We start from the raw sequence: 11,761 nt of genomic DNA, 5'->3' as shown, positions 1-11,761 counted from the left end.
TCACTCCGCCGCGCCCCCCGCGCCAGCCGCTCCCCCAGCTCGGGCACCAACCGGTCGTCGACCTCCCCCATGAAGGCGAGCGTGAAGTGCCACCCGTCCTGCCCGGTCCACCGCAGTTCGTCGGCCCCGGGGAGACCGCTCAGCCGTTGGTCGACGGCGGCGGCGAGTTCGTCGGCGGCGTGGGCGGGCGGCAGCACGGCGGCGAAGAGACGCATACGGGGAGTCTGGCATCCCGGCGTAACTCGGTCACCGTGAGTATCGTTGTACTGCGCGGCTGCCGAAGTTTCGTACGGCAGCGGGGAGGAGCGCCACGATGACCGTCGTGGAGACCGACAGGATCGCCATGGCCGACGAGAGCGACGACAAAGACAAGCTGACTCTGGACAGGATGTTCGAGTGGCTTGAGCAGTTGCCCGTCCCCGAGGGATACAAGGCCGAGATCGTCGGGGGAAATGTCTTCACGTCGCCGCAGCGGGACACCCATTGGGAGATCATCCTGGATCTCATCGAGCAGCTGCGAGCCGCCGGGTACGCGCGCAGCCGGGTCAAGTCCGATGTCCGCTTCGACTTTCCAGGGCATCTGAACGGCTTCGCCTGCGATGTCGTCGCGCTGTCCGGCGAAGCCGTGAAGAACGCGAAGGGCCTGTGGGACTACGAGGACATCGAGATGGTGGCCGAGGTGATCTCCAAGTCCACCGCTCTCAACGACTACGGCCCGAAGAAGGCCGCCTACGCGACCGCCGGCGTGCCCGTCTACCTCGTCGTCGATCCGTATGTCGGCCGCTGCCGCGTCTTCACCGAACCGAAGAACGACGAGTACACCGTCGACCGGACCGTCGACTTCGGCGAGGAGATCAAGCTCAAGGACACCGTCGTCGGGCTGACCCTCAAGACGCAGGAGTTCCCACGCGGCTGACGGCCCCGCCCCCGCCGACAGCCGCGCCCGCGCTCAGGCCGCCGTCGCCGTCGCCAGCGGCTGCTCCTTCGGTACGAACGTCACATGTGGACGGCCCCTCCGCAGGTCTATCTTGACGCGCAGGTCGCCGACCCGGGCGAGCATCACGCCCACGCCGATCGCCGCCAGCGTCGCGACCGCGCCGCCCGCCGCGAAGCCGACCCTCGGGCCGTAGGTGTCGGTGACCCAGCCGACCAGCGGGGCGCCCAGTGGCGTGCCGCCCGTGAAGACCATCATGAACAGGGCCATCACCCGGCCCCGCATGGCCGGGTCCGTGGCCATCTGGATGCTGGAGTTGGCCGTGACGTTGACCGTCAGGCCGAACATGCCGACCGGGACGAGCAGCGCCGCGAAGAGCCAGAACGTCGGGGCGAACGCGGCCACGATCTCCAGCACACCGAACAGGACGGCCGCCGCGACCAGCAGCCGCATCCGGGAGGTGCCCCGGCGTGCCGCGAGCAGGGCGCCGATCAGGGAGCCGGCCGCCATCAGGGTGTTGAGCAGGCCGTACGTACCGGCGCCCGCGTGGTACACGTCGTCGGCGAACGCGGACAGCCAGATCGGGAAGTTGAAGCCGAACGTGCCGATGAAGCCGACCAGGACGATCGGCCAGATCAGCTCCGGCTTGCCCGCCACGTAACGCAGCCCTTCCCGCAACTGCCCCTTGCCGCGCGGCGTCACCACGGCCTTGTGCAGGTCGGCCGTGCGCATCAGCAACAGCCCGGTGAGGGGGGCGATGAAGGAGAGGCCGTTGAGGAGGAACGCGTAGCCGCTGCCGACCGCCGTGATCAGGACACCGGCGACGGCCGGGCCGACGAGCCGGGCGGACTGGAAGTTCGCGGAGTTGAGGCTGACGGCGTTGCGCAGCTGGTCCGGGCCGACCATCTCGTGCACGAACGACTGCCGTGCCGGGTTGTCGACCACCGTGACCAGACCGAGTACGAAGGCCGTGGCGTACACGTGCCAGACCTGGACCTGGCCGCTGAGGGTGAGCGCGGCGAGCGCGAGGCCGGTGATTCCCATCGCGGCCTGGGTGGCGAGAAGCAGGGTGCGCTTGTTGCACCGGTCGGCTATGACGCCGCCGTACAGGCCGAAGAGCAGCATCGGCAGGAATTGCAGGGCCGTGGTGATACCGACGGCCGTGGAGGATCCGGTGAGGGTGAGCACCAGCCAGTCCTGGGCGATGCGCTGCATCCAGGTGCCGGTGTTCGACACGACCTGTCCGGTGGCGAAGAGCCGGTAGTTACGGATCTTCAGCGAGCTGAACATGCTCGTGCGGGGCTGTGCGGTCTGCTGAATGGGGTCGGGGGTGGTCGGTGCGGGGGCGGAGTCTGCTCCGGATCCCGTACTCAAAGTTGGTTCGCCTCCTCGGCGTTGACGACGTACGTCCGTCTTCCCTGAACCGCTGCGGATGCGCCGGCTACAGGTGCGCGAGCTTCTCCAGTACCGGCGCCGCCGCCCGGAGCTTGGCCCACTCGTCCTCGTCCAGGCCTTCCGCGACGGCGGTCAGCCACGCGTTCCGCTTGCGGCGGCTCTCTTCGAGCATGGCCTCGGCCTGCTCGGTCGACGTGACCACCTTCTGCCGGCGGTCGTCGGGGTGCGGCTCCAGCCGGACCAGTCCCTTGGCTTCGAGGAGCGCGACGATGCGCGTCATCGACGGCGGCTGTACGTGCTCCTTGCGGGCCAGCTCGCCGGGTGTGGCCGAGCCACAGCGGGCGAGGGTGCCGAGCACCGACATCTCGGTCGGGCTCAGCGACTCGTCGACGCGCTGGTGCTTGAGCCGCCGGCCCAGCCGCATGACGGCCGAGCGGAGTGCGTTCACGGCGGCGGCGTCGTCACCGTGGGATAGGTCAGGCATGTTGTTTAGCGTAACTCATTACCTAAGCTAAGGAAAATGGAAAACGCCCGTCCCTCACCGGATCGCACACATCCCACACATCCCGCTACACATCGAGTGCCTCTAGCTCACTCGTACGAGTGAGACAGACGCGGAAAGTCACACAGCGGCCCGCACCCGACCCCGACCCTGGTCGGCATGGGATCGACAGTGCTCAGCCTGCGGATAGACGGGGAGCTGCTCGACCGGCTTCGCCAGCACGCGGCCAGACGCGGAATGAGCGTCCAGGACTACGTGGTCGGGACGCTCATGCGCGACGATTTCGACGAACGCTTCCGCGCGTCCGTCGACGAGACGGAGAAGTTCTACGGAGCCGCGTGAGCCCCGGGGGCGGCTACGTGAGACCCAGCGCCGGCATCGCGTAGTAGAAGACGAAGACCGCGGACACGACGTACATCGCCAACGGCACCTCACGGCCCCGGCCCGCCGCCAGCCGCAGCAGACTGAAGGTGATGAAGCCGATTCCGATGCCGTTGGTGATCGAGTACGTGAAGGGCATCGTCACCATCGCGAGGAACGCCGGAACGGCGACGGTGTAGTCGGTCCAGTCGATGTCCCGCACCGATCCGGCGAGGATCAGGAAGCCGACCGCCAGCAGCGCGGGCGTCGCCGCCTGGGACGGCACCATCGTCGCGATCGGCGTGAGGAACAGCGCCAGCGAGAAGAGCGCGCCCGTCACGACGGACGCCAGTCCGGTCCTCGCGCCTTCGCCGACGCCCGCCGTGGACTCCACGAAGCAGGTGGTGGCGGAGGACGAGGTCGCGCCGCCGGACGCGACGGCGATGCCGTCCACGAACAGCACCCGGTTGATACCGGGCAGCCGCCCCTGCTCGTCCATCAGCTTCGCCTCGTCGCCGACGCCGAGGATGGTGCCCATCGCGTCGAAGAACGTGGACAGCAGCACGGTGAAAACGAACAGCACGCCGGTGAGGATGCCGACCTTGCCGAAGCCGCCGAAGAGACTGAAGTCGCCGAACAGTCCGAAGTCCGGGCTCGCCACCGGGTTGCCCGGCCACTTCGGGGTGGTCAGTCCCCAGCTCGGCACATCGGCGACCGCCTCGATGACGAGCGCCACGACCGTCATCGTCACGATCGAGATCAGGATCGCGCCGGCCACCTTGCGGACGATCAGTACGAGGGTGAGCAGCGCGCCGAGCGCGAAGACCAGCACGGGCCAGCCGTTGAGGTGCCCGTCCGAGCCGAGCTGGAGCGGGACGGTGGTGTGGGCGGCGTCCGGGATACGGGTGACGAAGCCGGAGTCGACCAGGCCGATCAGCAGGATGAACAGGCCGATACCGATGGCGATGCCCTTGCGGAGGCTGGTCGGTACGGCGTTCATCACCCGCTCCCGCAGCCCGGTCGCGACCAGCAGCATCACCAGGAAACCGGCCAGGACGACCATGCCCATCGCGTCGGCCCAGCTCATCCTGGGGGCCAGCTGGAGCGCGACGACCGTGTTCACGCCGAGCCCGGCGGCGAGCGCGATCGGCACGTTGCCGATGACGCCCATCAGGAGGGTGGCGAAGGCGGCGGTCAGGACGGTGGCGGTGACCAGCTGGCCGCCGTCGAGCTGGTGGCCGTACAGGTCTTTCGCGCTGCCGAGGATGATCGGGTTCAGCACGATGATGTAAGCCATCGCGAAGAAGGTGGCGAAGCCGCCGCGTACCTCGCGGGCGACGGTGGAACCGCGCTCCGAGATCTTGAAGAAGCGGTCGACGCCGCCGACCGGAGCGGCGGGGGCCTTGTCCTGCACGGGGTCCTGCGCGGGCATGCTCAACCTCAGACGTGAGTGATCACCGGATGCCGGATCCGGATGCTCGAACGAATGGAATCGGCCGTACTGAACAGGCCATTCGCAAAACCGTTTCAGTATGAACAGATGGACCGGTGATCGCTATCTCCGCGCGTAGAGCCCAAAGGCGGAAGCGCGTGGAGCCCCCGGCCGCCGGGCGACCGGCCCGCCCCCGACCGCCCCGCATAGACTGACGCCATGGCCAAATGGACCCCGACGCACGAGGCACCCGAGCCCCTGGAGGGGCCGATCGTCCCGACCATCGTCGGCGGCACCGTCATCTGGTTCGTCCTCTTCCTTGTGCAGCTCCCCTTCTACGGCTGGTTCGACGACCACGGGCACCTGTGGTGGCTGTGGACCTGTCTGGCCGGTGCCGGGCTCGGGCTGATCGGCATCTGGTACGTCCGCAGGCGCGACGCCGCCATCAAGCGGGCGCGGGCGGGCGCTGACGTACAGCAGTAGTGCCATGGGTGGACTTGTGGTCACGAGCTCTCGTACCTCGGTCGGATCTTCGGGGTCCCGGCGGGTGAACGCCCCCTCACCGCCGTAACGTCGACCTCATGACTCAGCGGGCGAAGATCGACACCGGTGGCGGCGAGCCACACGGCCACCCCATCGACGCGGGGGCGGAGCTCGATCCCGTCCATCCGAGGGAGCTGCCGACAGCCGGCCGGGCCACCGGGCTGACCGCCGCCGAGGTCGCCGAGCGGGTCGCGCGGGGCGAGGTCAACGACGTTCCCGTCCGCAGCAGTCGCTCCACCGGCGAGATCGTCCGCGCCAACGTCTTCACCCGCTTCAACGCGCTCATCGGGATCCTCTGGGCGATCATCCTGCTCGTCGCGCCGATCCAGGACAGCCTCTTCGGCTTCGTGATCATCGCGAACACCGGCATCGGCATCATCCAGGAGCTGCGCGCGAAGAGAACGCTCGACGGTCTGGCCGTCATCGGCGAGGCCAAGCCGGTCGTCCGCCGCGACGGCGTCGCGGCGGGGATCTCCACCTCCGAGATCGTCCTCGGCGATGTCGTCGAACTCGGCCCCGGCGACAAGGTCGTCGTGGACGGCGAGATCGTCGAGGCCGACAGTCTGGAGGTCGACGAGTCGCTGCTGACCGGTGAGGCCGACCCGGTCCTCAAGCGCCCCGGCGACACGGTGATGTCGGGCAGTTTCGTGGTCGCGGGCGGCGGCGCGTTCCGGGCGACGAAGGTGGGACGGGAGGCGTACGCGGCCCAACTCGCCGAGGAGGCCTCGCGGTTCACGCTCGTCCAGTCCGAACTGCGCACCGGCATCAGCACGATCCTGAAGTATGTGACCTGGATGATGGTCCCGACGGCGATCGGGCTGATCATCAGCCAGCTCGTGGTCAAGGAGAACAACTTCAAGGACTCCGTCGCCCGGACCATCGGCGGCATCGTCCCGATGATCCCGGAGGGACTGGTCCTGCTGACCTCGGTCGCCTTCGCGATCGGTGTCATCCGGCTGGGCCGCAAGCAGTGCTTGGTCCAGGAGCTGCCCGCGATCGAGGGCCTGGCCCGGGTCGACGTCGTCTGCCTCGACAAGACGGGCACGCTCACCGAGGGCGGCATGGACGTCACCGAGCTGCGGCCCCTGAACGGCACGGACGAGGCGTACGTACGCAGGGTGCTCGGCGCCCTCGGTGCCTCCGACCCCCGGCCCAACGCCAGCCTCCAGGCGATCATCGACGCGTATCCGGACGAGTCGGGGTGGCGCGCCACGGCGGCGCTGCCGTTCTCGTCGGCCCGTAAGTACAGCGGCGCCACGTTCGAGGCCGATACCCACCCCGAGGCGGACGGCGGGCCGGTCGGCTGGCTCCTCGGCGCGCCCGACGTCCTGCTGCCCGCCGGCGATCCCACGCTCCCCGAGATCGACACGCTCAACAAGCAGGGTCTGCGGGTGCTCCTGCTGGCCCGCGTCGACGGCGCCGGCGCGCTCGACGCACCCGACGTGGCCGACGGCGCGGTGCCGACGGCCCTCGTCGTACTGGAGCAGCGGCTGCGCCCGGACGCCGCCGAGACCCTCACGTACTTCGCCGACCAGGACGTCACCGCGAAGGTCATCTCCGGCGACAACGCGGTCTCGGTCGGCGCGGTCGCCTCGAAGCTCGGGCTGCCGGGCGCGGACCGTACCGTCGACGCGCGCCAACTCCCCGCCGAACAGGCCGAGATGGCGCAGGCGCTCGACTCGGCCTCCGTCTTCGGCCGGGTCAGTCCGCAGCAGAAGCGCGAGATGGTGGGCGCGCTCCAGTCCAACGGCCACACGGTCGCGATGACCGGTGACGGCGTGAACGACGTACTCGCGCTGAAGGACGCGGACATCGGCGTCGCGATGGGGTCGGGGTCGGAGGCGACGCGGGCGGTCGCCCAGATCGTGCTCCTCAACAACAGTTTCGCCACGCTGCCGTCGGTGGTGGCCGAGGGCCGCCGCGTCATCGGCAACATCACGCGCGTCGCGACGCTCTTCCTGACGAAGACGGTCTACTCCGTGCTGCTGGCCATCCTGGTGGTGTGTACGCAGGTGGAGTACCCGTTCCTGCCCCGGCATCTGACACTGATCTCCACGCTCACGATCGGCGTCCCGGCGTTCTTCCTGGCGCTGGCCCCGAACAAGGAGCGGGCCCGGCCGAACTTCGTACGCCGGGTGATGCGGTACTCGATCCCGAGCGGCATCGTCGCCGCCGCCACCACCTTCACCACGTATCTGCTGGCCCGCGCGCACTACAGCGGCTCCGGCTCACTGGCCGCCGAGACGAGCGCGGCGACGCTGACGCTGTTCCTGGTCTCGATGTGGGTGCTGGTCATCATCGCCCGGCCCTACACCTGGTGGCGGGTGGGGCTGGTGCTGGCGATGGGATTCCTGTTTGTGATCGTCCTGGTCGTGCCGTCGCTCCAGAGCTTCTTCGCACTGAAGCTGGTGGGCACGACGATGCCGTGGACGGCGGTGGCGATCGCGGCGGTGGGCGCGGTGCTGCTGGAGGCGGCGTGGCGGCTGGTGGACCGGAAGTACCCGGCGTAGGCACACTCCCGTGTGCGCCCGTACGGGTCAGGCGGCCGGGTCGGGGACCTTGAGGGAGTCGAGCCAGCGGAGGAGATGGGCTCCCTGGCGGGCCATGATGTCTGGGTCACGCAGGGCGTTGGCCAGGAGCGACATGCCCTGATACGAGGAGACGAGGGTGAGGGCGAGGTCGTCCGGTTCGGGCAGATCCAGGGCCCGGAATTGGCGTTCGGCCCACTCCAGCAGGCGCCGGATCACCGTGCCGGCCTTCTCGTCCAGGGTCCCGTCGGCGCGTTTGTCGAGTTCGACGGCCAGGGTGCCGGTGGGGCAGCCGTAGCGGGCGGCAACCTCGCGCTGGGCGACCCATGCCTCGATCAGGCCCTTGAGGCGGTCGCGCGGGTCGGACAACTGGTCCAGGCGGCCGGTGAGTTCATCCAAGTGCGCGCTGTGCTCGGAGAGGGCTGCCAGGACCAGCTCGTCCTTGGTCTTGAAGTAGTAGTAGACGTTCCCGACGGGAACGTCGGCGGCGCGCGCGATGTCGGCGAGAGTGGTGCGCTCGACACCCTGCTCGTACAAGACCCGGGCCGCCTCGGTGGTCAGTCGGCGGCGCTTGTCGGCCGCCCGCGCGCGGGGCTTAGTTGAGTCAGTCACCCAACTGACTATAGACAACCTCCGGTGGAAACGTGTTACGGTCCAAGTAAGTCAGTCAACTAACTCATTTGGGGGAAGTGAAATGATCGTGGTTACAGGCGCGACCGGAAACATCGGACGGACCCTGGTACCCCTGCTCGCCGAGGCGGGCGAGGACATCGTGGCCGTCTCACGTCGTCCACGGCCCGAAGGACTCCCCACCGGGGTCCGGCACTCCCAGGCCGACGTCGGGAACAGCGCGAGCATGCGGCCGGTCCTCGACGGCGCCGACGCCTTCTTCCTCCTGCTGGGCGGCGAGCTCAACGGCCATGGCGAAAGCCCGAACGCCCTGCTCGACGCGGCCCTGGACGCCGGGGCCAAGCGGATCGTCCTGCTCTCCTCCCAGATCAACTCCACTCGCCCCGAGGCCCTCTCGCACACCCGCCTGCGCGAGTTCGAGGCCGCCGTGCGAGCGTCCGGAACGGACTTCACGATCCTGCGCCCGGGCGGATTCGCCTCCAACGCCTTCGCCTGGGCCGAGTCGGTGCGCACCAAGCGCACGGTCTTCGCCCCGTTCGGTGATGTGGCCCTGCCCGTGATCGACCCGGCCGACATCGCAGCGGTCGCCGCAGCCGCCCTGTGCGAAGAGGGGCACTCGGGCCGTACGTACGAACTGACCGGGCCCGAGGCCGTCAGCCCGCGCCGGCAAACCGCGGTGATCTCCGAGGCTCTGGGCGAGGATGTCGACTTCGTGGAACTGTCCCGCGAACAGGCCCACGCCCACATGGCGCAGTTCATGCCGGCGGAGGTCATCGACGGCACCCTGGACGTCCTCGGCGTCCCGCTGCCGACCGAGCGGACGGCCGGCCCCGATGTGGAGAAAGTCCTCGGCCGTCCGGCCAGACCGTTCGGCGAGTGGGTGGCGCGTAACCTGCCGGCCTTTCAGTAGGCCCTGCCCCGGGTGCGCGGAAGGCCACGTGCGCCCGGGGCAGGTCCCCCCTGGTGGAGCTGTCCGTTACTCGCTACGTCACTTCACGTCGACGAAGTCGCCGGCCGGGATGACGGCCGGGGTGGTCGACGTACCGGCGAAGTTCCAGCGCCAGTAGCCGTCCACGGTGGCCTTGGTGGTGGTCTTCAGCGTGCCGGTGGTGGAGGTCTTCACCGTCTTGACGGTGGAGTAGGTGCTGCTGGTCTTCTTACGGAACTGGAGCTGCACGGACTGGGTGGCGTAGCCCTTGTAGGTGCCCGTCTCCCAGTTGGCACGGGACAGCTTGCCCGTGACCGTGATCGTGCCGCCCTTCTTCACCGGCTCGGGGGCGGCGTTGACGTCCAGCCTGGACAGCCGCTGAAGGCTGGTCTTGCCGAACTTGTCGTTCTGGGTGTCGTAGCCGTCCTTCGACCCGGTCCAGACACCGACGTTCCAGGTCCTGGTGTCGCTGTTGACGAGCCACAGCGGGTCGACGTCGATGGTCTGCGTGCAGGTGGAGGTGGTGGTCGTGCTCGCGGCCTTGCACGTGAACGGTGCGTCGGCCACGAAGCCGAAGGCGTCGGGGTCGTCGAGGCTGGAGCCGATCCAGATGATCGCGTCGGCGGCGGCGATGCCGGACGGGTGCGACGCGGTGATCGAGACGGAGACCTTCTTGACGGCGGTGGTGCCGACGACGATGGGCTTGCCACCGTTCACCACGGCCTTGCTGATCACCGGGGCGTCGGCGGCTGCCCTGGCCTTGCCCTTCGGCGCGGCGGCGGCGCCCTGGTGCGTGGCGGAGCCGTAGGCCGGTGCGGCCGGACGGTCGTCCGCGGGAGCGGCCTGGGTGGCCGGCACGGCGAGGGCTGAGAGAGCCAGGGCACCGGTCGCGACGGCGACAGTGGCACGGATTCGCATTGCATTTCCCCATTTGTCAGTGAACCTGTTGGCTCACCCGTAAGACGTGGGTCAAGAGGGAATGGTTGTACAGAAGGTGCGACTTTCGTGAAGACCGCCTCTTCTGCCCGCTGCCGTCAGTCGAACCAGCGGTCCCGCGCCAACTCCTCGGTACGCGACGCGTCCTCCAGCAGCGCGGCCACCTCGAAGCGGCGCGGCCACTGCCCCGCCGCCCACGCCAGCCCGGCGGCGACGCCCTCCACGGTGGCCGCGTGGACCGTGCCGTCCGGCGTACGCCGCCAGTCCAGCTCCACTTCGCCCGCGAGCAGTCGCTCGTGCTCGACGTACGTGTCGGGGGTGCCGGCGCCGAGCAGTACGCGGACGGACTCCGGGACCTCGTACTCCTCGCCCCGCGTCGTCACCTCCGCCGTGACGCTCTCGCCGAGGCGACCCACCTGCAACAGCTCCGCGAGGTCCCCGGCGCGCGCCGGGGCGACCGGCAGCAGGGGCAGTGCGCCGGCCAGCGGCAGCAGGTCGGGCACGTCCGCGATGACGGCGTCCGCCGCGTCCACGATCACCACCTCGCCGTCCACGACGGCGCGCAACTCGTCCGGGAGGGTAACCTGTTCGGGGTCGAGGTCGGCGATGGCGGTGTAGAGGGCGTGCAGTTGACGGGCGGTCACCTCCCGGTCCGGGTCCGCAAGCCGCCCCAACAGCTCTGCCGCGCCGCCCGGTTCGTCGAGCAGGGCGGCGACCGATGTCCGTACGCCCAGGGCGCGCAGAACCTGCGTGTCCTCGAAGCCGGACGCGTCCACGGAGTCGTACAGGCCGCTCAGCAGCGGATCGCCGCCCGCCGCGCGCAGACCGGCCGGGCGGCGCCCGTCGAGCACGGGGTGGTCGCGCAGCCACCAGGCGGTGTACGAGCGCACGCTCTCGGTCGTGCCGTCCGGCAGCAGGACGCGTACGGGCGCGGTGAGCGCGTCACGCAGCGGCGGCTGCGCCAGCAGGGCGAGGGCCCCCGGCCAGGCGTCGTCGTCCACGAGGTCCAGGTCGCGCACGGCGACGATCTCGGTGGCGACGGGCGGCAGGGGTGTCTCGGGCAGCCGGTCAAGCACGTCCTCGCACCACACGTCGACGGCGTCGAGGAGCCCGGCGTCGTCCGGTTCGGCGAAGTCGCCGTCGCGCGGCTCCAGTTCGTCGGGGTCCAGGACGACGTCCGTGGCGCGTACAAGGGTGAAGTTGGCCAGCACCCCGCAGGCGGCGAGCGGCTGTTCGCCCCAGCGCTCGGCCAGGTCGGCGTCACACAGGGCGAGTTCGTCCTCGCGCATGACGGCGGCGAACGGGCTGCCGGGCAGGACGAGTTCACCGGCCGGGGCGAGTTCGCCCTCCTCGTCGGCCAGGGCGAGCGCGGCCAGCCACGGCTCGTCGCCGACCGCCAGGTCCGCGTCCCGTACGAGCGCGAGGACGGTCTCGGCCAACTCCTCCGCGTCCAGGCCCTGTTCCTCGTCCCACACCTCGCCGGCGTCCAGCGAGGCGGCGACCGCCGCCCGTACCTCCGGAGTCGTCAGCACGGCGCGCGGGGTCGCGGGCAGTGCTGACGACTCCGGAGGTA

The 11,761-nt window shown here is 69.6% G+C and carries 11 protein-coding genes and 1 pseudogene; 5 read left to right on the top strand and 7 right to left on the bottom strand.

What is annotated here, in order from left to right:
- Positions 1-215, bottom strand: a 215-nt coding sequence (locus BHU15_RS12770; RefSeq protein ID WP_303741186.1) for a 2'-5' RNA ligase family protein, incomplete at its 3' end; no start/stop codon positions are given.
- Between the two features lie 98 nt (positions 216-313).
- On the opposite strand from BHU15_RS12770, the gene BHU15_RS12765 reads away from it, so the two are divergent.
- On the top strand, positions 314-916 hold the full coding sequence (locus BHU15_RS12765; RefSeq protein ID WP_069627290.1) for a Uma2 family endonuclease: 603 nt from the start codon (positions 314-316) through the stop codon (positions 914-916).
- A gap of 33 nt (positions 917-949) precedes the next feature.
- On the opposite strand, the gene BHU15_RS12760 is transcribed toward BHU15_RS12765, so the two are convergent.
- Positions 950-2,308: an MFS transporter gene (locus BHU15_RS12760; RefSeq protein ID WP_069627289.1), complete on the bottom strand. Its 1,359-nt coding sequence runs from the start codon at positions 2,306-2,308 to the stop codon at positions 950-952.
- Between the two features lie 67 nt (positions 2,309-2,375).
- The gene (locus tag BHU15_RS12755; RefSeq protein WP_031231018.1) at positions 2,376-2,813 is read right to left on the bottom strand and encodes a MarR family winged helix-turn-helix transcriptional regulator; all 438 of its coding nucleotides are present in this window, start codon (positions 2,811-2,813) and stop codon (positions 2,376-2,378) included.
- A gap of 177 nt (positions 2,814-2,990) precedes the next feature.
- Here BHU15_RS12755 and BHU15_RS12750 point away from each other — a divergent pair, with 177 nt between their 5' ends.
- Positions 2,991-3,173 carry a ribbon-helix-helix protein, CopG family gene (locus tag BHU15_RS12750; protein WP_078494314.1) on the top strand — a complete coding sequence of 61 codons (183 nt, stop codon included), beginning with the start codon at positions 2,991-2,993 and terminating at the stop codon, positions 3,171-3,173.
- Between the two features lie 13 nt (positions 3,174-3,186).
- Here the strand turns inward: BHU15_RS12750 and BHU15_RS12745 are convergent, their stop codons facing one another.
- Positions 3,187-4,623 carry an NCS2 family permease gene (locus BHU15_RS12745; RefSeq protein ID WP_069627288.1) on the bottom strand — a complete coding sequence of 479 codons (1,437 nt, stop codon included), beginning with the start codon at positions 4,621-4,623 and terminating at the stop codon, positions 3,187-3,189.
- A gap of 219 nt (positions 4,624-4,842) precedes the next feature.
- On the opposite strand from BHU15_RS12745, the gene BHU15_RS12740 reads away from it, so the two are divergent.
- Together BHU15_RS12740 and BHU15_RS12735 are read left to right on the top strand one after the other, a co-directional pair.
- Complete coding sequence (locus BHU15_RS12740) at positions 4,843-5,106, top strand: DUF2530 domain-containing protein (protein WP_023540833.1); 264 nt, start codon at positions 4,843-4,845, stop codon at positions 5,104-5,106.
- 98 nt (positions 5,107-5,204) lie between these two features.
- Positions 5,205-7,676: an HAD-IC family P-type ATPase gene (locus BHU15_RS12735; RefSeq protein ID WP_069627287.1), complete on the top strand. Its 2,472-nt coding sequence runs from the start codon at positions 5,205-5,207 to the stop codon at positions 7,674-7,676.
- A 27-nt stretch (positions 7,677-7,703) separates the two neighbouring features.
- Here the strand turns inward: BHU15_RS12735 and BHU15_RS12730 are convergent, their stop codons facing one another.
- Positions 7,704-8,306, bottom strand: coding sequence for a TetR/AcrR family transcriptional regulator (locus BHU15_RS12730; protein ID WP_069627286.1), 603 nt, complete (start codon positions 8,304-8,306; stop codon positions 7,704-7,706).
- Positions 8,307-8,388: 82 nt separating this feature from the next.
- Here BHU15_RS12730 and BHU15_RS12725 point away from each other — a divergent pair, with 82 nt between their 5' ends.
- Positions 8,389-9,234, top strand: coding sequence for an NAD(P)H-binding protein (locus BHU15_RS12725; protein ID WP_069627285.1), 846 nt, complete (start codon positions 8,389-8,391; stop codon positions 9,232-9,234).
- Positions 9,235-9,312: 78 nt separating this feature from the next.
- Here BHU15_RS12725 and BHU15_RS12720 read toward each other — a convergent pair whose 3' ends face one another.
- Together BHU15_RS12720 and BHU15_RS12715 are read right to left on the bottom strand one after the other, a co-directional pair.
- On the bottom strand, positions 9,313-10,170 hold the full coding sequence (locus tag BHU15_RS12720) for a DUF5707 domain-containing protein (RefSeq protein ID WP_069627284.1): 858 nt from the start codon (positions 10,168-10,170) through the stop codon (positions 9,313-9,315).
- A gap of 116 nt (positions 10,171-10,286) precedes the next feature.
- Positions 10,287-11,761, bottom strand: a pseudogene (locus BHU15_RS12715) (sacsin N-terminal ATP-binding-like domain-containing protein); the annotation flags it as partial.

The organism is Streptomyces niveus (assembly GCF_001723055.1).
Lineage (GTDB): Bacteria > Actinomycetota > Actinomycetes > Streptomycetales > Streptomycetaceae > Streptomyces > Streptomyces niveus.
The sequence above is the reverse complement of the archived record's forward strand: the minus strand, read 5'-3'. Positions and strand labels throughout refer to the sequence as shown.

Coding starts and splice junctions, on each gene's coding strand:
- BHU15_RS12765 (WP_069627290.1), top strand. CDS start 314: ATGACCGTCGTGGAGACCGACAGGATCGCCATGGCCGACGAGAGCGAC.
- BHU15_RS12755 (WP_031231018.1), bottom strand. CDS start 2,813: ATGCCTGACCTATCCCACGGTGACGACGCCGCCGCCGTGAACGCACTC.
- BHU15_RS12750 (WP_078494314.1), top strand. CDS start 2,991: ATGGGATCGACAGTGCTCAGCCTGCGGATAGACGGGGAGCTGCTCGAC.
- BHU15_RS12745 (WP_069627288.1), bottom strand. CDS start 4,623: ATGCCCGCGCAGGACCCCGTGCAGGACAAGGCCCCCGCCGCTCCGGTC.
- BHU15_RS12740 (WP_023540833.1), top strand. CDS start 4,843: ATGGCCAAATGGACCCCGACGCACGAGGCACCCGAGCCCCTGGAGGGG.
- BHU15_RS12735 (WP_069627287.1), top strand. CDS start 5,205: ATGACTCAGCGGGCGAAGATCGACACCGGTGGCGGCGAGCCACACGGC.
- BHU15_RS12725 (WP_069627285.1), top strand. CDS start 8,389: ATGATCGTGGTTACAGGCGCGACCGGAAACATCGGACGGACCCTGGTA.
- BHU15_RS12720 (WP_069627284.1), bottom strand. CDS start 10,170: ATGCGAATCCGTGCCACTGTCGCCGTCGCGACCGGTGCCCTGGCTCTC.